A 20,951-nucleotide genomic window follows, 5' to 3' on the forward strand; every position below is an offset into this window, starting at 1 on the left:
ACAGTTAAATTTCTTTATTTTTCTAAAGAACCTCCAATCAACTTCCTATTTATTTAATTTAAAATGGGTTGCAATATTAAATCCCAAATCGTATATTCGCCCACTGAAAATAAAATAAAACGTATGGCAATTTTATCAAAAATTAGAGAACGCTCAATGTTCTTAATAATTATAATTGGTTTAGCACTTTTTGCTTTTGTATTAGACCCATCTACATTAGGTGATTTCTTTAGTTCAAGTAAGGTAAATGAAGTTGGTGAAGTAAACGGAGAAACTATTTCTACGCAAGAGTTTGCAAAAGCGATAGATTTATATAAGCAACAAGCAGGAAGTAGAGTTTCTGAAATGCAAGCAGCAAACGCTGTTTGGGATAATATTGTAAGAAAAAAAATCTATAAAAATCAATTAGAGGAAGCAGGAATTACTGTTGGTGAACAAGATGTTTGGAACGAAGTAATAAATGCGCCATCTGTTAATAGCAACCCTCAGTTTCTTAATGAAGCAGGTTTATTTGATGAAGGAAAATTCAAGACTTTTTTAGCAGATACTAAAGAAGGAAACCCAGAAATGTGGTCTGCTTGGTCTAACTATATGAATCAAATTAAAGAGAATGCAGAAACAAATACTTATAATAAGTTAGTTACTGCAGGTTTAGGTGCTTCTTTAAAAGAAGGAGAAACTGAATATTTAATTGAAAACACAAAATTAAGCGGTCAGTTTGTTTACGTACCATACACAAGTATAGCAGATAGTTTAGTTCAAATTAAAAAATCTGAAGTTGCAACTTATATAAAAGACAACGAAAGTCAATTTAGAGTAGATGCTACTAGAGATATTTCTTATGTTAGATTTGATATCACAGCGACTCCCGAAGATGAAGACGCAATTAAACAAAATGTAGCAAAATTAATTGAGAATTCTTTAGATAGAAATAACGATTCTAGAGTCGGTCTTAAAAACACCACAGATTACAAACAATTTTTAGCAGAAAATAACTCTGATATTAATTTAGATTTAGGCTATAAATACAATGCGTCTATAAACCAAACTGTAGCAAATAAAATTTTTAACGGAAATGAAGGAGATGTTTTTGGACCTTATAAAGACCAAGGTTTCTTTAAAATTTCTAAAATTACCGAAGTTACTAAAATGCCAGACTCTGTAAAAGCGAGCCACATTTTAATTCCTTTTATTGGTTCTCAAAGTGCTGCTCAAGATGTAACAAGAACAAAAGAACAGGCAGAACAATTAGCAGATAGTTTGCTTACAGTTGTTAAAAGACGTGGAAGTAAATTTGCAGATTTAGCAAAAGACTTTTCTTCAGACAAAGGTTCTGGCGCAAAAGGCGGAGATTTAGATTGGTTTAATTACAATAGAATGACACCTGCTTTTAGAGATTATACTTTTTCAAACAAAAAGGGCTCTTTAGGTGTTGTAGAAACTCCTTTTGGTTACCATGTTATTAGTGTAGACGATACAAAAAACAATCAAAAAGTTTTAAAATTAGCAACCTTTGCAAGAAAAATTGTTCCTTCCGAAGCGACAGAAAATGAGTTCTTTCAGAAAGCAGAACAGTTTGCCTTAGCAATTTCAAAAACTACAGATTACAGTGCGTTGGCAAAAGAAAATAATTACACTTTAAGACCAGCAGTTGGTTTAAAAGTTTTAGATGAAAATGTTCCTGGTTTAGGAAACCAAAGACAAATTGTTTCTTGGGCTTTTAAAGGAGATTCAGACAAAGGAAGTTTTAATCGTTTCGATTTAGAAGGAAGCTATGTTGTTGCGGTTGTAACTGCAAAATCTAAAAAAGGTTTAATGTCTGTTGAAAAAGCAATTAATAGGGTAAGACCAATTTTATTAAATGAAAAGAAAGCCGTTTTAATTTCTGATAAATTAAAAGGAAGTTCTTTACAAGAAATTGCTAAAGCGAACAATACTACAGTTAGTACAGCAAGTAATATAAATTTAAAAAGCTCTTCTTTATCTGGTGTGGGTACAGAGCCTAAAGTTGTAGGTGCTATGTATGGTGCAGAATTAGATAAATTGTATACTAACGTAGAGGGTAATAGAGGTGTGTTTTCATTTATTTTAAATAAAAGAGAATTACCAACAGCATTACCAAACTATGAAGCAAATAGAAAGAAAATTGCAGAATCAAGAAAAAGAATGACTTTCAAGATTTATGAAGCAATTAAGAAATCTTCTGACATAGAGGATAACAGATCAAACATGTACGTTTCTAACTAAGAAACTTTAAGATATAATGTAGGAATCCGTTCAATTAACTTTGAACGGATTTTTTTATGCCTCAGTTTTAGCAACTTCTAAGAAGTTATTTAATGGCTCTTTTGGTAAGTTATTAATTTAGTTTATAGCAATTATAGCTATGATTGAACCTTTCGTTCAGCTTAATACAGGTCAATTGTTTAAGCCCTTTTTATCTAGTTTTATGAGGGGTAAAAGCGAGTAGTGAAAGTAGAAAATAGTTTTAAATAAAAAAAACCTTCTTGATTGCTCAAAAAGGTTTTCTTATTTTATGTTCTAAAATATTGATACTTCTTATCCGTTCATTGAGATTAAGAATTCATCATTATTTTTAGAGAGTTTAATTCGATCGTTAATAAATTCCATTGCTTCTATAGGATTCATATCTGCTAAGTATTTACGTAAAACCCACATTCTTTGCACTGTTTTCGCATCTAATAATAAATCGTCTCTTCTTGTAGAAGATTTAATTAAGTCGATTGCTGGGTAAATTCTTCTGTTAGAAATATTTCTATCTAATTGAAGCTCCATGTTTCCTGTTCCTTTAAATTCTTCGAAGATAACCTCGTCCATTTTAGAACCAGTTTCTGTAAGTGCAGTTGCAATAATGGTTAAAGAACCACCATTTTCTATATTTCTTGCAGCACCAAAGAAACGTTTTGGCTTGTGTAAAGCATTTGCATCGATACCACCAGAAAGTATTTTTCCTGATGCTGGTGCAACGGTATTATAAGCTCTAGCCAAACGTGTAATTGAATCTAAAAGAATAACAACATCGTGCCCGCATTCTACTAGACGTTTTGCTTTTTCTAAAACAATATTGGCCACTTTTACGTGTTTGTCTGCAGGTTCATCAAAAGTTGAAGCAACAACTTCTCCACGAACATTACGTTTCATGTCTGTAACTTCTTCCGGTCGTTCGTCTATCAATAAAACAATTTGATACACTTCTGGATGGTTTGCTGCAATCGCATTCGCCACATCCTTTAACAACATGGTTTTACCAGTTTTAGGTTGTGCTACAATCATACCACGTTGCCCTTTTCCTAATGGAGAAAACAAATCGATAATTCTGGTTGATAAAGAACTTCCTTTTTCTGCTAAATTGAATTTTTCTTGAGGAAATAATGGTGTTAAGTGTTCAAAAGAAACGCGATCTCTAACAATATTAGGATTCAATCCGTTAATTTTTGATACTCTAATTAAAGGAAAATATTTCTCACCTTCTTTAGGCGGACGAACATTTCCTCTCACAGTATCTCCTGTCTTTAAACCAAATAATTTAATTTGAGATTGAGAAACATAAATATCATCTGGTGATGATAAGTAATTATAGTCTGAAGAACGTAAGAAACCATACCCATCTGGCATCATTTCTAAAACACCTTCACTTTCTATAATTCCGTCAAATTCAAAATCAGGATCTCTGTATCTATTCGTAGATTTATTTCCGTTACTTCTACTATTGTTAACTTTCTCTCTGCTTTGGTTTTTATTCTTCTGCGGAGGATTGTTTCTGTTTTGTAGAGGCTTGTTCGGTGGATTGGCAGGTTTTTGTTCTTGCTTTTCCTCCTTTTGCTTAGAAACTACAACTTCTTTCTTGTCCTCTGTTTTTGCCGGCTTTTTTACAGGCGGTTTTCTTTGAGGTCTAGGGTTTGGTTTCGGTCTTTCTGTAACAGGAGCATCCGCTGTTTTTTCAACAGGAGAAGTTTCTGTAACTACCTCTGTGCTTTCTACAGTCTGTGTTTTCTCTAAAGTTGGTGTACTTTCTGCTGTTTGAGCCTTTTTAACAACACGTTTTCGTTTAGGTTTTTCTGTTTTTTCAACTTCTTTTTCTTCTTTTTTAGGAGTTGCAGCTGCTTTTGCTTTTAAGGGGTTTGCAGCTTGTGTGTCTAAAATTTGATATACTAAATCTAATTTTTTTAATTGACTAGTTTTGGTAAGACCAATAGATTTGGCAATAGCCTGTAATTCAGCAAGAGTTTTTGCTTTTAGTTCTGAGATTTCGAACATTCTAATATTGTTAAGTTTAAAGTATGAATCTTATCTTTTTGTAAGATTTGTATGTTTTTTTGAATATTGCTATTAAGTATAGTTCTACAAAACAGCTTTTTGTGCGGTTATTATGTAACAAATATATATAAAATTTATTTAGTTGACGGTTTTCTTTTTAAAAAATAATATGCTACTTTTGTAGTATTAGAAATTACAAATGATTCAAAGAATACAATCGGTATATTTATTATTAGCTTCTCTTATTTCTGGAGTTTTAATTTTTGTTTTTAATTTGTGGGAATCTATAGGAAAAGATATTTTTGCCATAGATTTGTTAAAGAGTGAGTCTTACCTTTTAAAGGTGATTCCTGTTTTATTTTTAGTATCGGCAATTTTTGCTTTTGTAGCAATTTTTATTTTCAAAAATAGAAAGTTACAATTTGTAGTAGGTCGTTTAACAATTTTGATAAACCTTATTTTATTAGGATTATTGATTTATGTATCTCTAACGTTACCTGGAGAAGCTTCTGTTTCGGAGAAAGGTATTGGGATGTTTATACCAATTTTGGCTATTTTGCTTGTTGTTTTGGCAAATAAAGCTATTAAAAAGGATGAAGATCTTGTAAAATCTGTAGATAGATTGCGATAAAACTAACATCTTAGTATATTTAGTGCGAAAAGAAACCGAGATTTATTCTCGGTTTTTTTATTTTACATCCTTAAATAAGATTTTTAATATTTTTTAAAAAAAAAATTACTTTTTTTATAACTCCAAAAGGGTTTAAAATAGGGTTTTTTAAAAAACTAATAATCAGTTATTTAAGGTGTTCGGTATCCCTGAATTCAGGGATACGTATCCCTGAATTCAGGGATGCTAAAAACATACTGTTTTCAGGGATTGTACAGTCTAATAATCTAGTTTAAATTTGTAGAGTAAACAATGAGAAAAAAAATATACGTTCACGTAGCTGATGACCACAAAATTTTAATTGAAGGTATCATCGCTGTAATAAATACTGATGAAGATATTGAGATAAGAGATTTCTCTTTAACCGGACAAGAAGTAATTGATTGGTTTAAAAAAAAGGAGAACAAAGCAGATGTTTTAATATTAGACATCACCATGCCAGTTTTAGATGGTTTTGAAGTTTTAAAATATTTTTACGAGAAAAGAATAAATCAAAAAGTAATTGTTTTATCTAGTTATGATGATGTGAAGATTGTTCAAGAAGTTTTAAGATTAGGAGCTAGTGGTTACATCTCTAAAAACAATGCAGGAGAGCACATTATCAAAGCAATTAAAGCAGTTGCAAATGGAGAACAGTATTTTAGTAATGACATTCAAGATGAGTTGTTAAAAGGTATCTCTGGGCAGAGAGCAAGAAAAGGAGATATGCCAGAAGACTTTTTGTTTGAGTCTTTAACAGAGCGAGAGAAAGATGTCTTACGGTTTGTAACAAAAGAATTAAGTACAGGTGAGATCGCAGATAAAATGAATATAAGCCATCATACCGTAGAATCATATAGAAAAAAATTATTAAAAAAATTAAATGTAAAAAATTCAGTAGGATTAGCAATGTATGCAGTAAAGTTTAAGTTAGTATAACCTATCCCTTATTTAAGTTTTAGATTTAAAATATCTATCCCCTAAAAAACTTAAATGCATTCCCCCAAATATTAGTACTAGATATTTGTATACATTGTTTCTCTTACATATTAATCCCCTAATCAACTATTTTGAAACCTCAATAAACCCTATTTTATTATGAAAATCATCAAATTATTATCTTTCGTTATTGTGTCTGCATTTATGTTTTCTTCATGTTCTAGTAATGAGAATTTACTTCCTGAAGCAGAAACAACAAATTCGTTAAAATCATATAAAGTAAAAAGAGATGCTTCTGGTGCGTATTCAATTGATTTTGATTTAGAAAATAATGTAAAATCAGAAATCGTTAAAAATCACGATACAAATACAAATGAATTTCATTTGTTTAAATCAGATTATACTACCAGTAAAAAACAATCTGAAGAATTATTAATTAATGGTAATAAATTAAGTATTGGTTTTATAGATACTAGAACAGATAGAAATTCTAATATAACCATTGAAGATGATAACACTTCTTTAGCAAAAACAAGTGATATAAATCCAAGAATGTTATCAGAATATAGCATTTCTAGTAATGAGGATGGATCATATAACTTAGACTTTAAAGTGAAGAATAAAGTAAGTGTAGATTTTATTTATAATGAAGAAATGAGTACTTATGAGATTCATTTGGAAGAAGGGAAGTCAGGAGAGACAAATTTTTCTAGAAACCTGACTAAGATAGCTGGTTTAACATTGAAAATTGATTTTGTAAACCATACAATTGATAATAGCAATGCTAAAGGCTATTCTTTTAAAGAAACAACACCTAGAAGAAAGCCTAGAATTGCTGTTGATAATGGTGAAAGTGGGGAAAATTTATAATTTCTAATAAAAATATATTTGAAAAAGAGAATTCAAACACTATTTTGCATATTTTATATTTCTTTTAATATCTACCAATTAAAAGCTGCCCCCAATAATAGATATGGTACTGAAGAGGTTTCAACTAGTGAAACTTCTTCAGTATTTCTATTTAAAATAGATTCTGTTTTTATCAGAAAATATAATAAGGTTTTAAAAAAGTATAAAGAAGAAAGTTACATAGAAGCATTGCGGGATGCGTTAAAAATTTATGATGAATCTAAAAGTCATGCTAATAAGGACAACATTTATAAAATTACTTCACTTATTGCAGATATCTATGATAAAGCAAATAATCATGAAAGAGCATTAGACTATTATAAAGAGTCTTTATTAGTTCTAAACAGCAAAATATATTTAGACAATCTAAGCAATGATTACTCATTAAAAAATATAGCAAAAACCTATTTAAGAATAGGTAGTACATTTCAAAGACTTATGAAAAGGGATAGTGCTAAGTATTATTTTGAGAAAATTGATAGCTTAGCAAGTGTCAATGACGAAATAATAATATATAAAGCTGCTTCCTACACTAATTTAGCTGGAATATATGAATTAGACTCGTTATTTGATAAGGCTATTGTATATGCTGAAAAAGCAATTATTCTTCATAAAATAACAAATAATAAAATAAGTGAAGCTAAAGCAACCGTGAACTTGGGAAATATCTATTTATCTATTAATAATTTTTTAAAGTCTAAAGAGACATATTTAAAAGGTATTGAACTGATAAAAAATGATAATAAACAAACTGCCGTAAGGCTAAAAGCAGACCTATATTACAACTTAGCTTGGGCAATGCGTAACTTAAAAGAATATGAAGCTTATGACAACCTCGAGCTTTCTTATGAAATTGAAGATGGCATAAGAGACAAGGAAGTAAGAAGAATGGTTGAGGAGGTTACAGCAAATTTTGATGTAGAAGGCGTGAAAAAAGAGGAGGAAAATAAAAGGTTGCGACAAAATGAAATTTTCTGGAAATTTGCAATTGCAGCTGCAATTATAATCATAACGTTGCTTTACTGGTTGAGTTTAAATAGATTGAAACAAAAAAATTTAGGACTAAAATTATCTCAAACCCAGTTATTACAAAATCAGAATATAGAAAAACTTAAATCTGAATCTCAAACAAGAATTTTAAATGCAACGATAGATGGTAAGGAATCTGAGCGAAAAGAAATTGCAGAAACACTTCATGATAGTGTAAGTGCATTATTATCTTCTGCGAATCTTCATTTAATTGCAACTAAATCTCAGTTTAAAGGAAATGTTCCAATAGAAATAGATAAAACTCAAAGCATTATTGCAGAAGCCTCTCTAAAAATTAGAGATCTATCTCACACACTGGTTTCTGCGGTATTACTAAAATTCGGATTGAACTTTGCGCTAAAAGATATGGCTTCTAAGTACTCTAATTCTGCTTTATATGTTGATACCGATATTTCTGACATAAGAAGGTACCATCAAAATTTTGAAATAAAAATATACAATATTATTCAAGAATTTGTAAATAATATATTAAAACACAGTAAAGCAAAAAATGCTATTATAAAACTTTATGAGAAAAATAATAGCATTTATTTTAAAATTTCTGATGATGGTATTGGATTTGACAAAACAGAGATCTCTAATAAAGATGGTTTAGGATTAAATCAAATTGATGCTAGAATACAAATGATGCACGGTAAGTTTTTAATAGAATCTAACCTTGGGAAAGGAACCGTTGTCTCAGTAGAATTACCAATTGTAGAAAAAGGAGTGATTAACCACGGGTAGCTAATTCTATGATTTCTAAATTTTTAATTTCTCCGTTTTCTAATTGAAATCTTAGCATGGTTCTAATTTTGTGAAAACCATGGTTTCCCGCAGCACCTGGGTTTAAGTGTAATAAGTTTAATTTCTTGTCATATTGTACTTTTAATATATGAGAATGACCAGAAATAAAAACTTTAGGTGGATTTTCTTTAATTTCTTCTTTAATTCGTCTGTAGTAATTATTAGGATAACCACCAATATGCGTCATCCAAACAGTTACATTTTCAACTTCAAATTTTAAATCTAAAGGAAATTCTGCTCTTGCATCTTGATCATCAATATTACCATAAACCGCACGCAAGGGCTTAAGTTTTTTAATAGTATCGGTAACATCTAAGTTGCCAATATCGCCTACATGCCAAACTTCATCTGCTTGCTTTACAAACTTTAAAATTTGTGCATCTATAAAACTATGTGTGTCCGATAATAATAGTATTTTCTTCATTAAAAAGGAGTAGGAAAAGTTTAACGTCTCTTCCAGTTTCAAAAATACTAATAACAAAATAAATTCCGTAATTTTACGGTCTACAAAAAACAATTTTCTTGAGATATTTTATAGAACTTTCTTATAACGGAAAAAAGTATCATGGTTGGCAAATTCAGCCAGATGTTATCTCTGTACAAGAAGAATTAAATAATGCTGTAAGTACAATTCTACAAGAAAAAATAGCCGTTGTTGGGGCAGGAAGAACAGATACAGGGGTTCATGCATCACAAATGTTTGCGCATTTTAATGTAGAAAAACTCATTCATGGAGATATAGTTCATAAACTGAACTCAATTTTACCAAATGACATTACTGTATACAACGTGTTTTTAGTAGAGGAAGAAAAGCACGCAAGATTTAATGCAGAAAGTAGAAGTTATGAGTACAGAATCTGGTTGGGAAGAAATCCGTTTTTGTTAGATTTTTCATGGCAAATTCATTCACAGGAATTAGATGTTTCTAAAATGAATGAAGCAGCAAGTATATTGTTGGAGTATGAAGATTTTGAAACATTTTCTAAAGTAAAAACAGATGTATATACTTTTAATTGTGATGTAACTGCAGCTTTTTGGGTACAAGAAGGTAATTTATTAACCTTTCATATTTCAGCAAATAGATTTCTAAGAAATATGGTAAGAGCCATAGTTGGTACTTTGGTAGATGTTGGTTTAAACAGAATCTCAATAGAAGCGTTTAGAAAAATTATAGAAAGTAAAAACAGAAGTAACGCAGGCTTATCTGTACCCGCAAAAGGATTATTTTTAACACAAATAAAATATTAAGTTTTGGCAAATAAAACAGGAAATGCTTTTGATATGGGTATCTTTTTAAGACTTATGAGTTTTGCAAAGAGATATAAACGTAACTTTATTATTGCTTCTAGTGCTACCATTCTTTTGGCTGGTGTTGCTTTGTTAACGCCTATTATTCTTAAAGACGCCGTAGATTTATACATTACAAATAAAGATTCTAAAGGATTAGTAAACAGTGTTTTATTAATGTTTGGTGTTTTAATGCTAGAAGTACTTTTAAGGTTTACCTTTATTTATTATGCCAATTGGGTAGGACAACATGTTATTAGAGATATTAGAGCAAAGATTTTTAGACATATTCTTCAATTTAGAATGTCTTACTTCGACAAGAATTCTGTAGGTAGATTAGTCACTAGAGTTGTGTCTGATATTGAAACAATTGCCGCTTTTTTTAGCAGTGGTGTTTTTACAATTGTAAGTGATGTTTTACAAATGTTTGCTGTTATTATTGTGATGTTTTTTATCAATTGGAAGCTAGCACTTATTGCAATTGCAGTTTTACCAATTTTATTATATGCAACAAAAGTTTTTCAAAAAGCAATAAAAGCTACTTTTCAAGAAGTTAGAAATCAGGTAGCCAATTTAAACGGATTTGTGCAAGAAAGAGTTACAGGAATGAAAATTGTTCAACTCTTTAATCGAGAGAAAATTGAATATGATAACTTTAAGAATATCAACAATAAACACAAAATAGCCTACATAAAAACCATTTGGTATTTTTCTATTTTCTTTCCTATTGCAGAAATTTTATCATCTATTGGTATCGGTTTAATTGTTTGGTTTGGGAGTAAGCAAGTAATTGGTGGCGCAGTTCCAGGACCCGGTACGGTTATGGCTTTTGTACAAATGGCACAAATGTTATTTAGACCTTTAAGGCAAATTGCAGATAAATTTAACCAACTTCAAATGGGAATTGTTTCTGGAGAACGAGTTTTTAATATTATTGATACAGAAAGTTCGATTTCTAAAAACGGAACAATTGAAGCAAAAAACCTACGAGGAAGTATCAATTTTAAAGATGTAAGGTTTAGTTATATTAAAGGGGAAGAAGTCTTAAAAGGAATAAATTTAGATGTTAAAAGCGGACAAACAGTTGCTATTGTTGGTGCAACTGGCGCAGGAAAATCAACCATAATTAACTTGTTAAATCGTTTTTATGAAATTGATAGTGGTGTTATTTGTGTAGATGATATCGCTATAGACACCTATAAGTTAGAAAGCTTAAGAGATCAAGTTGCTGTTGTTTTACAGGATGTTTTTCTGTTTTCAGATTCAATATTTAACAACATAACTTTAAAAAATGATACCATTTCTATGGAAGAAGTAGAAAAAGCAGCAAAACAAATAGGAATTCATGATTTTATTATGACACTTCCTGGAGGTTATGATTATAACGTAAAAGAAAGAGGCGCAATGCTTTCTTCTGGGCAAAGACAATTAATTGCATTTTTAAGAGCTTATGTAAGTAAACCAAGTATTTTAATTTTAGACGAAGCAACTTCTTCTGTAGATGCACATGCAGAAAAAATGATACAATATGCTACGGAAACCATTACAAAAGATAGAACCTCAATTGTAATTGCGCATAGATTAGCAACCATTAAGCAAGCCGATAAAATTATTGTAATGGATAAAGGTTTAATTGTTGAAGAAGGAACACACTCCGAATTATTAGAAAAGAAAAATGGCTACTATAAGAATTTGTATGACAAGCAGTTTAGTTTAGATGTTGCTTCTTAAAATAGTTTGAGAAGACATTACATTAAGTCTTTTTTAAGCTTTTCATTTAGGTCTTCAAAGTCTTTGTACAATTCAAAACCACCATCTTTAATATAAGAAATTTCGCCAGTTTCTTCTGAAACTAAGATACAAACTGCATCTGTTTTTTCAGAAACACCAATAGCAGCTCTATGTCTTAGGCCAAACCTTGCAGGAATTTTTGTACTATCAGAAACCGGTAAAATAACTCTTGTAGCCACAATATAATTGTCTCTAATAATTAAAGCACCATCATGAAGCGGACTATTTTTATAAAAAATACTTTGTAGTAATGCTTGGTTTAGAACTGCATTCATTTTATCGCCCGTATTTATCAGAAAATCTAAAGTATTTGTTCTTTCAATAACAATTAAAGCACCCGTTTTAGTTTTAGACATTTTTTGGCAAGCTTCTATAACTGTTTCGGTGTCAACTTCAGAACTTATTTCTGTCTGTAAGAATTTTAACTGTTTTAAAAAACTTCGTTTATTGGTAAAGTTTGTAGTACCAATCATTAACAAGAACTTTCTTATTTCTTGTTGAAAAACAATAATTAGTGCAATAACACCACCAGAAAGCAGGTAACCTAAAATACCGCTCAGCATTTCCATTTTTAAGGCTTGTGTAATTTTCCAGATTAGAAAAATAAACGCAATTCCAATTACAATATTAATGGCTACAGTACCTTTTAAAAGTTTGTAAATATAATAGAGTAGTGTTGCCACCAATAAAATATCTAAGATATCTAGTAAAGAAAATTCAATAAAATCGAACATAGAAAATAGACGGATTTTAGGCTAAAATACTAATAAATAATTAGGAGAACTGTATCAATTATTTATTTCTACGTCAGATACTAAAAGTGGGTATCTATTGTGGATTAGTTTTATTTTTTTCCGAAAATTATTGTGGCTGTTGTTTGATTGTTAAAGTCTTCTAACAAACTAACATAGTTCTGAAGCTGTAATTGTTTTGATGAATATGAGATTTCTTAATCGCTAAAAAGTGTTTGCTTCCAAATGATACGCTGCTTTTAATTAATAAAATTAGTAAGCAAACAAGTTTAGCCCTGATTGAACGGTTTGTTTGAGCTCTTTTTAGGATAAAAAAAGCGAGTAGTGAAAGCAGGAAGTAGCTTCTAAGAAAAGTGCTTTTAACTGTCTAGAGATTACTTCGTACCTCACAATGACGTTTATTTAATCTGATTTACAATTTTTACAGCTTCTACCGCTTCTTTTACATCGTGCACGCGTAAAACATTTGCACCATTTAAAAGCGCTATTGTATTTGCAGAAGTGGTGGCATTTAAGGCTTCTTGGGCAGAAATATCTAAGGTTTTGTACAACATAGATTTACGAGAAATTCCTGCTAAAATGGGTGCTTCTAAACTTTTAAAAAGTTCTAAATTCTTCAAAATTTCAAAATTATGAGCGTTGGTTTTTCCAAATCCGAAACCAACATCTATAATAACATCATTGAGTTTAAGTTGATGTAATTTGTGAATTTCTGCTGCAAAAAAGGAAATAATTTCTTGGGTTATATCTGCATAAACCGGATTTTTCTGCATGTTTTGTGGCGTGCCTAACATGTGCATTAAAATATATGGAACTTGCAAATGTGCAACAGTTTCAAACATCTTCTCGTCCATTTTTCCGCCAGAAATATCGTTTATAATTGCAGCACCCGCATCTATGGTTTCTTGTGCTATTCTACTTCTAAAAGTATCTACAGAAATGATGATCTCAGGAAAATTTTGTATCAATAAATTGATGACAGGTACAATTCGTTGCAATTCTTCTTCTTCGGAAATATGTTTTGCGCCAGGTCTCGAAGAATACGCGCCAACATCTATAAAAGTTGCACCATCTAAAATCATTTTTTCAACCTGATTTAAAATGCCAGCTTCGTTTTTATATTTTCCACCATCAAAAAAAGAATCTGGGGTAATATTTAAGATTCCCATTACTTTTGGTGATGCTAAATCTACTAAAGTACCTTTGCAATTTATGGTCATTTTAACGAACTACTTTATGAATTACATGACTAATTTGTGGTGCTTTGTAGTCATTCATTTTTTGCATTAAATCTTCAACGGAAGTGCCAACAATTAGCATGTCTCTATTGGCTTGTTTTAAAAAACCTTCGGACACCATTTTGTCTAATTGTACTAAAACTCCATCGAAAAATCCACTTACATTTAAAATTCCAATTGGTTTTTGCTCAATATGCAATTGCCCTAAAGTAAGTGCTTCAAACAATTCATCGAGCGTACCAAATCCCCCAGGAAGTGTAACATAACCATCAACTAATTTGCTTATAATTACTTTGCGTTCACTCATTTTTTTGCAAACAATCATTTCTTCAACAGCTGCATGCACAACTTCTTCTTTCTCCAGTAACTTCGGAATCACCCCAATCACTTCGCCATTATGAGCTAAAATTGTGTCGGCAATAGCACCCATCATTCCAATTTTTCCTCCACCATACACCAAACCAATTTTGTGATGCGCAAAATGATTTCCTAATGCTACGGCAGCTTCTTTGTATATTGGATTGAAGCCTAAACTAGCTCCGCAAAAAACAGCAATTCTTTTCAATTTATAGGTTTTAAAATTCTTTCACAAAAATAAATGAAAAGCATACAGGATTTAGTATTTTTGAGCAAATACTTTTTAACAAGAGAAAATGCAAGATACCTCGAAACAATACGATGCTGTAATTGAAGAATGTAGAAGTTTATTTATAAAGAAAATGTCTGATTATGGTTCTGCATGGCGTATTTTACGTTTACCATCGCTAACAGATCAAATTTTTATAAAAGCACAAAGAATTAGACAGTTGCAAGAAAATGAGGTAAGAAAGGTGGATGAAGGTGAAAAATCTGAATTTATTGGAATTATTAATTATTCTATTATGGCGTTAATTCAGTTAGAAAATGGCGTTGTAGAAAACCCAGATTTAAACACAGAACAAGCAACCATTTTGTATGACAGACACAGTAAGGTTACCAAAGAATTAATGCTAAATAAAAATCATGATTATGGTGAAGCTTGGCGTGAAATGCGTGTTTCTAGTTTAACCGATTTAATTCTTCAAAAATTATTGCGCGTAAAACAAATTGAAGATAATAAAGGAAAAACATTGGTTTCTGAAGGAATTGATGCGAATTACCAAGACATGATTAATTATGCTGTTTTTGCGATGATTCATTTAGATAGTTAAAAAGTTTCAAAGGAACAAGGTTGCGGTTATTGCGAGGAACGAAGCAATCTCTTTATAAAAAGGAACAAATTTATATTGAGAAATTTTTAAAGAAAAGTTATACATTATAAGATATGAAAATATTAGTACAAATCTCAAGAATATTAGTTGGAGCCTTATTTATTTTTTCAGGCTTTGTAAAGTTGGTAGATCCAATAGGTTCTCAATACAAGTTTCAAGAATATTTTTCTGAATCGGTTTTAAATATGGAGTTTTTAATTCCGTATGCATTACCATTTGCAATTGTTTTAATTGTAGCAGAAATATTATTGGGAGTCATGATTTTAATTGGTTACAAACCAAAATTTACAGTTTGGAGTTTGTTAATTATAACCTTAATCTTCTTATTCTTAACTTGGTATTCTGCTTTTTATAATAAAGTAACAGACTGTGGTTGTTTTGGGGATGCTATTAAATTAACACCTTGGGAAACTTTTTATAAAAACGTAATTTTAATCGTATTAATTATTCTTTTACTGATAAAAGGAGCACTCATAAAACCAATTTTTAAAGGGACAACCCCTAAATTAATTACCTTTTTATCATTGGCAGCTTTTTTATTTATTGTACAACATGTATTAACACATTTGCCAATTATAGATTTTAGAGCTTACGCAATTGGTAAGAATTTACAAGAAGGAATGGAGTATCCTGCAGATGGTTCTATACCGCCAGTGCACGATTTTATGTTAGAGGATGCGCAACAAGACTTAACACCAGTTTTATTGGAAAAGGAAAAAGTAATGTTGGTAATTATCTACAATTTAGATAAATCTGACACAAAAGGATTTCCGGCAATTAAAGAAGTTTCTAAGAAAGCAATCGAAAAGGGCTACACTGTTTACGGTGTTTCTGCATCTTTTTCGGATGATTTAATGATCGCTAAAGAAAAGTATAATTTACCTTTTGAGTTTTTATTCTGTGATGAAACAACTCTAAAAACAATGATTAGAGCAAACCCTGGAGTTATGATTTTAGATAAGGGAACCGTTATGCAAAAGAAAAATTGGACAGACGTAGAAGACTTAGAATTGTAAAATAATACAATTTCAATCCTTAAGGACTAATTCTTATTGCGTAGATTTTCTATTTCAGTAAGTGTTCGTCCTTTTTCGTTTTTATAAAAGATGTGTTCAGAGCTTCCTATAATTTGAGCGGAGTAAATACCAGAATGTCCAGAAAATAAATAGGCAGTGGTACACGCTAAAGCAATAAAAACACCAGATTCTATTCCGAATAATTCAATGCCCATAATGGTACATGCAATTGGTGTATTTGTTGCACCTGCAAAGACAGCTACAAATCCCATTCCTGCTAACAAAGGCATAGGCAAAGGAATAAACCAGATTAAAACGTTTCCTAGAGTTGCACCAATAAAGAATAAAGGCGTTACTTCTCCTCCTTTAAATCCGGCACCTAAAGTGAAGGATGTTAATAATAGTTTTAAGAAAAAATCATAAGAATTTAGATCGACATTAAAAGCATTTACAATAGTCGGTACCCCTAAACCAATATACTTTGTAGTTCCCATAAAGTAGACTGTAGCAGCGATAACAACACCCCCAATTACAGGACGAAGTGGAGGGTAAGGAATGTATTTCTTAAATAAACTTCCCCAAAAGTGTGTAGATTTTGAAAATAACATACTCACCAATCCGAAAATAATACCTGCTAATAAAGCCCACAAAACAGTTACTGGCGTTACTTCTGCAACTGTTGAAATTGTGTAATGAGTATGATGAGCTATTTGCCAAACTTCACAAAAATAATTTGCAAAAATGGCGGCTAAAAAACTTGGTAAAATAGCATCGAATTTAATTCTTCCAATCACCATTACTTCCAATGCAAAAATGGCACCTGCCAAAGGAGTTCCAAAAACAGAGGAGAAACCAGCACTTATACCTGCTATTAATATAATTTTTCTATCTAATTTAGAAAGCTTGAATACTTTAGTAAACTGATCTGCAATAGCACCGCCAATTTGTACTGCAGTTCCTTCTCGACCCGCAGAACCACCAAATAAATGGGTTAGAATAGTTCCTAAAAAGACCAAAGGAGCCATTTTAAAAGGAATTACTTTTTTAGGAGAATGATATTCCTCTAGCAATAAGTTGTTTCCTTTTACAACACTTTCGCCATAATAATGATAAGACAAACCGATTACTAAACCCGCAATTGGTAACAAGGCAATAATCCAGGTATTTGCTTCTCTATAATTTGTTGCCCATTCTAAAGACCATAAAAAAACGGCAGAAACACTACCTGTAAAAAAACCTATTAATAAAGTGATAAAAGTCCATTTTAATAGAAAAAGCAAAGAATAGCTTTGTTGAAAAGAAAGAAATAATTTTTTAATTTTATTCATATATTTTATATCCTTTTACGGAAAATAAATTTGTCTGATAAAACAATTAAGGAGTATATAACCTGCTTTATTTGGCAAAAATAAACAATTAATAACTAAGAGAATATTTATATTTAAGGTTCCTTTTTTAAACAAAGATTTTGCTGTTTCATATTTTATTGTAACTTGTTTAAAAATCAATAAAATGAACGAATTTGTTAGCTATACATCAGAAGAAAATTACGTAATAATTACGATTAATAACGGTAAGGCAAATGCAATTTCACATGAAGTTGTAGCGGGTTTAAATGCAAGTTTAGACAAAGCTGAACAAGAAAATAAAGTAGTTGTTTTAACAGGTAAAGCGGGCATTTTTTCTGGAGGATTTGATTTAAAAGTAATGACAAAATCTCCTGAGGCTGCAAAAGAACTAGTCACAAAAGGGTCTAAACTATCCTTAAGAATGTTATCTTTTCCGCAACCAATTATAATAGCATGTTCTGGTCATGCAATTGCAAAAGGAGCGTTTTTACTACTTTCTGCAGATTATAGAATTGGTGTAGAAGGCGATTTTAAAATCGGTTTAAATGAAGTGATGATTGGTATGACAATGCACCATGCAGGAATTGCTATTGCAAAGGCACGCTTGTCTGAAGTGTATTTGAATAGAAGTGTAAATAATGCAGAGATTTACAGCTCTAAACAAGCAATTACTGCTGGTTTTCTAGATATTATTGTACCAGAAGATCATTTATTGCCAACTGCAATTAAGGTGGCAGAAATGTCTTCTAAACTGAATAAAAAAGCACATGCAGAAACGAAGCTAAGAGTAAGAAAACAGCATTTACAAGATTTAGAAAATGCGATTGCATTGGATTTAAAAGGAGATATTGCTATCAATTCATAAGAATATTTCTATTATTTTAATAGTTATGATAAAAAAACGAACCTCAAAGGCTTTTTAAAACCCGTGAGGTCTGTTTTGGTTTAAATTCAGGTTGCTATCCTGAATGAAAAATGGACAGTAATTTTATAATTAAGACTTTTTATAAGATTTCTAAATCACTCAAAAAAATAGTTCACTTCTATAAAGATATAGAGTTAGCAAACAATTCTAGCCCTGATTGTAGTGACATCCTTTTTTATTTTTCATAAAAAAGATACAACGAAAAGCAGGAAATAGCTTCTAAAACTAATATTTCTTAAAAACTTTAACTCCGGCTTTAATTTCTATGTCTAAATGATTTTTTCTAGGCGTTAATGGGCAAGAATATTTGTCGTTATAAGCGCAATACGGGTTGTAGGTATTGTTGAAATTTAATTCGAGGGTGTTTTCTTTGCTGATATCTGTTAAAATCAGGTCCATATAGCGCCCGCCACCATAAGATTCGTTGGCAGAAGTGTTGTCTGTAAAGGGTAAAAAGAGGTAATCTTTGTATTCTTCTTCAATTAAATCATCTTGACTTTGGTAAATTGTAAGTTCACGATTTTCTCCTTTTAAGGTAAAGTTTAATTTCCCAAATTCTTTGTACAATGGCTTCCTGTCTGTGGTGGTTGCCATTTTAAAAGTTGGTGCATTTTCTGTTCTAATTAATTTTGCAGTAACAATAAAAGTGGAATCTATAGGAAAGAAATCTAAGCCTTTAAAATTTTTTAAATCTTTCTTTTTTAAGGGTGATTTTGTAGCGTCTTTATAACTGGCATTTAGTTTTTGTTGGTATGCAGTTTCTCCCATTAAAGCTCTTTTTCCTTGTGAATTGCATGAAATAAGTATTAATAAAGAGAAGAATAGTATTATTTTTTTCATAAGAAAAGATTGAATTTTTAAATTTCAAAAATACAACATTCAATTATTTAAAAGAGGTATTCTGATCTTAAAAACGAGCGGGAGCTAGTTTCGATTTTTAACAAAAAAAAGCATCAAGAATTAACTTGATGCTTTTTTATATTTTATAAAAAGTAGTTTTATAATTTCATTCTCCAACCATAAGGGTCTTCAGATTTATTAGTCTGAATATCTGTAATTGTTTTCTTTAATAAGGCAGCAAAAGGTTTTTCTAATTCTGGTAAATCGTAATCTTTTTCTTGGTAACCAAAACCAGAAATTGGAGAAATTACAGCAGCTGTTCCGGTACCAAACATTTCTTTTAAACTACCAGATTGCGCAGCAGCAATAACTTCTGAAACAGAAATTTTTCTTACTTCTACATTAATTTTTAAATCTTCTGCAATCTTAATGATGCTTTTACGCGTAATTCCATCTAAAATTCTATCGTTAGTTGGGCTCGTAATTAAGGTATCATTAATTCTGATAAAAATATTCATCGCACCAGCTTCTTCAATATACTCATGTGTATTGTCATCTGTCCAGATTACTTGATTGTAACCTTTTTCAATCGCTAATTGTGTAGGGTAAAACTGAGCAGCATAATTACCACCAGCTTTTGCAAAACCAACACCGCCATTTGCAGCACGTGCATATTTTTCTTCAATTAAAACTTTTACTTTACCAGCAAAATAAGCACCAGAAGGAGCAGTACAAATCATAAATTTATACTCATTTGCAGGCGATGCATGAAAACCATTACCAGAAGCAAACATAAAAGGTCTTATGTATAAAGAGCTTCCTTCCTTTGTAGGAATCCAAGCGTCATCAACTTTTAATAATTGCTTTAAACCATTCATGAAAATATCTTCAGGAATTTGAGGAATTACCAAACGCTCTGCAGATTTATTTAAACGTTTACAATTGTCTAAAGGTCTAAACAATAAAGTGCTTCCTTCAGCATCTTTGTATGCTTTCATTCCTTCGAAAATTGATTGTCCGTAATGAAAAATCTTCGCAGAAGGATCTAAAGAGATGGGAGCAAAAGGCTCAATAATTGGGTCTTGCCATTTTCCGTCTTTATAAGTACATGTAAGCATGTGATCAGAAAAAACAGTACCAAAAGGTAAGTTATTAAAGTCTACAGTATCTATTTTAGATTTCTCTATATGTTTGATTTCTATGTTAGAATTCATAATTTTTTTGATTAATTTTCGGTACAAATGTAAGGAATTTATTCATTTGATAGAATATTAAAAAAGGTGGTTTGATGTTAAAATTCTTATATTTGTAAGTAAGTTATTAAAAATAGAAGATATGAAATTAGTTGTTAAGTTTTGTGCAGTTGCACTATTGGTTTTTACAGCATGTAAAGATGGGCAGAAAGAAAGTACAGAAGTAGCAGCTCCCGCGCAAGAGTTGGCGTATGCTTCTTATGGAGATAAAATATCTGACGAGAAAGCAATGACTTCTAAAGAGATGTTGAAAAAGTTTGAAAATATGAATATAGGTGATACTCTAAACGTGAAATTTGCATCTGAAATTAAAGAAGTTTGTAGCAAAAAAGGATGTTGGATGAAATTACCTTTGTCAGAAGAAACAGAAACAATGGTTCGTTTTAAAGATTACGGATTTTTTATGCCCTTAGACGCTAACGGAAAAGAAGTAATTGTTGCCGGAAAAGCGTTTGTGCAAATTACTTCTGTACAAGATTTGCAGCACTATGCAGAAGATGCAGGGAAAAGTAAAGAAGAAATAGCAAAAATAACAGCACCTAAAAAAGAGTTTGCTTTTGAAGCAAATGGCGTTTTATTAAAAGAGAGATAAGACGATTGTTCTTTAGAATTATTCGGATATAAAATAGGTATTGATTT

At 30.8% G+C, this 20,951-nt stretch carries 19 protein-coding genes; 11 read left to right on the plus strand and 8 right to left on the minus strand.

All coding sequences use genetic code 11. The features are described from left to right. The first annotated feature begins 123 nt into the window (after window positions 1-123). Window positions 124-2,247 carry a peptidylprolyl isomerase gene (locus ES045_RS08965; protein WP_147115636.1) on the plus strand — a complete coding sequence of 708 codons (2,124 nt, stop codon included), beginning with the start codon at window positions 124-126 and terminating at the stop codon, window positions 2,245-2,247. Between the two features lie 312 nt (window positions 2,248-2,559). Here ES045_RS08965 and rho read toward each other — a convergent pair whose 3' ends face one another. After that, window positions 2,560-4,278 (minus strand): transcription termination factor Rho, encoded by a 1,719-nt coding sequence (gene rho / locus ES045_RS08970; protein ID WP_147115638.1) that lies wholly within the window; start codon window positions 4,276-4,278, stop codon window positions 2,560-2,562. Between the two features lie 199 nt (window positions 4,279-4,477). On the opposite strand from rho, the gene ES045_RS08975 reads away from it, so the two are divergent. The 4 genes from ES045_RS08975 (at window position 4,478) to ES045_RS08990 (ending at window position 8,551) form a co-directional block, all read left to right on the plus strand. Then, a complete protein-coding gene (locus tag ES045_RS08975) occupies window positions 4,478-4,909 on the plus strand; it encodes a DUF4293 domain-containing protein (protein WP_147115640.1) in 432 nt (143 codons plus the stop codon). Window positions 4,910-5,200: 291 nt separating this feature from the next. Further along, a complete protein-coding gene (locus tag ES045_RS08980) occupies window positions 5,201-5,866 on the plus strand; it encodes a response regulator transcription factor (protein WP_147115642.1) in 666 nt (221 codons plus the stop codon). A gap of 159 nt (window positions 5,867-6,025) precedes the next feature. Continuing rightward, window positions 6,026-6,736 (plus strand): hypothetical protein, encoded by a 711-nt coding sequence (locus ES045_RS08985; protein ID WP_147115644.1) that lies wholly within the window; start codon window positions 6,026-6,028, stop codon window positions 6,734-6,736. Between the two features lie 18 nt (window positions 6,737-6,754). Beyond that, window positions 6,755-8,551, plus strand: coding sequence for a tetratricopeptide repeat-containing sensor histidine kinase (locus ES045_RS08990; protein ID WP_223267219.1), 1,797 nt, complete (start codon window positions 6,755-6,757; stop codon window positions 8,549-8,551). Here the strand turns inward: ES045_RS08990 and ES045_RS08995 are convergent. Continuing rightward, window positions 8,538-9,035 carry a metallophosphoesterase family protein gene (locus ES045_RS08995; RefSeq protein ID WP_147115648.1) on the minus strand — a complete coding sequence of 166 codons (498 nt, stop codon included), beginning with the start codon at window positions 9,033-9,035 and terminating at the stop codon, window positions 8,538-8,540. The genes ES045_RS08990 and ES045_RS08995 overlap by 14 nt on opposite strands. 98 nt (window positions 9,036-9,133) lie before the next feature. Between ES045_RS08995 and truA the strand changes: the two genes are divergently transcribed. Together truA and ES045_RS09005 are read left to right on the plus strand one after the other, a co-directional pair. Continuing rightward, on the plus strand, window positions 9,134-9,859 hold the full coding sequence (truA, locus tag ES045_RS09000) for a tRNA pseudouridine(38-40) synthase TruA (RefSeq protein ID WP_147115650.1): 726 nt from the start codon (window positions 9,134-9,136) through the stop codon (window positions 9,857-9,859). Between the two features lie 3 nt (window positions 9,860-9,862). After that, window positions 9,863-11,629 carry an ABC transporter ATP-binding protein gene (locus ES045_RS09005; RefSeq protein ID WP_147115652.1) on the plus strand — a complete coding sequence of 589 codons (1,767 nt, stop codon included), beginning with the start codon at window positions 9,863-9,865 and terminating at the stop codon, window positions 11,627-11,629. 17 nt (window positions 11,630-11,646) lie between these two features. Here the strand turns inward: ES045_RS09005 and cdaA are convergent, their stop codons facing one another. From cdaA to ES045_RS09020, 3 genes are all read right to left on the minus strand, one after another. Further along, window positions 11,647-12,423 (minus strand): diadenylate cyclase CdaA, encoded by a 777-nt coding sequence (gene cdaA / locus ES045_RS09010; protein ID WP_147115654.1) that lies wholly within the window; start codon window positions 12,421-12,423, stop codon window positions 11,647-11,649. Window positions 12,424-12,839: 416 nt separating this feature from the next. Beyond that, window positions 12,840-13,661, minus strand: coding sequence for a dihydropteroate synthase (folP, locus tag ES045_RS09015; protein ID WP_147115656.1), 822 nt, complete (start codon window positions 13,659-13,661; stop codon window positions 12,840-12,842). A gap of 1 nt (window position 13,662) precedes the next feature. Beyond that, entirely contained in the window at window positions 13,663-14,244 is a 582-nt protein-coding gene (locus ES045_RS09020; RefSeq protein ID WP_147115658.1) for a TIGR00730 family Rossman fold protein, read from the minus strand. Between the two features lie 88 nt (window positions 14,245-14,332). Between ES045_RS09020 and ES045_RS09025 the strand changes: the two genes are divergently transcribed. Further along, window positions 14,333-14,869, plus strand: coding sequence for a DUF1599 domain-containing protein (locus ES045_RS09025; protein ID WP_147115659.1), 537 nt, complete (start codon window positions 14,333-14,335; stop codon window positions 14,867-14,869). 113 nt (window positions 14,870-14,982) lie between these two features. Beyond that, the gene (locus tag ES045_RS09030; protein WP_147115661.1) at window positions 14,983-15,945 is read left to right on the plus strand and encodes a BT_3928 family protein; all 963 of its coding nucleotides are present in this window, start codon (window positions 14,983-14,985) and stop codon (window positions 15,943-15,945) included. Between the two features lie 26 nt (window positions 15,946-15,971). Here ES045_RS09030 and ES045_RS09035 read toward each other — a convergent pair whose 3' ends face one another. Beyond that, window positions 15,972-17,273, minus strand: coding sequence for a voltage-gated chloride channel family protein (locus tag ES045_RS09035; RefSeq protein ID WP_147115663.1), 1,302 nt, complete (start codon window positions 17,271-17,273; stop codon window positions 15,972-15,974). 184 nt (window positions 17,274-17,457) lie between these two features. On the opposite strand from ES045_RS09035, the gene ES045_RS09040 reads away from it, so the two are divergent. Next, window positions 17,458-18,159, plus strand: coding sequence for a crotonase/enoyl-CoA hydratase family protein (locus ES045_RS09040; protein WP_147115665.1), 702 nt, complete (start codon window positions 17,458-17,460; stop codon window positions 18,157-18,159). A gap of 285 nt (window positions 18,160-18,444) precedes the next feature. Here ES045_RS09040 and ES045_RS09045 read toward each other — a convergent pair whose 3' ends face one another. Together ES045_RS09045 and ES045_RS09050 are read right to left on the minus strand one after the other, a co-directional pair. Continuing rightward, window positions 18,445-19,059 carry a DUF1684 domain-containing protein gene (locus tag ES045_RS09045; RefSeq protein ID WP_147115667.1) on the minus strand — a complete coding sequence of 205 codons (615 nt, stop codon included), beginning with the start codon at window positions 19,057-19,059 and terminating at the stop codon, window positions 18,445-18,447. A 158-nt stretch (window positions 19,060-19,217) separates the two neighbouring features. Next, window positions 19,218-20,273 (minus strand): branched-chain amino acid aminotransferase, encoded by a 1,056-nt coding sequence (locus ES045_RS09050; RefSeq protein ID WP_147115669.1) that lies wholly within the window; start codon window positions 20,271-20,273, stop codon window positions 19,218-19,220. A gap of 121 nt (window positions 20,274-20,394) precedes the next feature. Between ES045_RS09050 and ES045_RS09055 the strand changes: the two genes are divergently transcribed. Continuing rightward, window positions 20,395-20,904, plus strand: a complete 510-nt coding sequence (locus ES045_RS09055) for a DUF4920 domain-containing protein (protein WP_147115671.1) — start codon at window positions 20,395-20,397, stop codon at window positions 20,902-20,904. The last annotated feature ends 47 nt before the right edge of the window (window positions 20,905-20,951 follow it).

The sequence above is a fragment of the Polaribacter sp. IC073 genome (assembly GCF_007997075.1).
GTDB lineage: Bacteria > Bacteroidota > Bacteroidia > Flavobacteriales > Flavobacteriaceae > Polaribacter.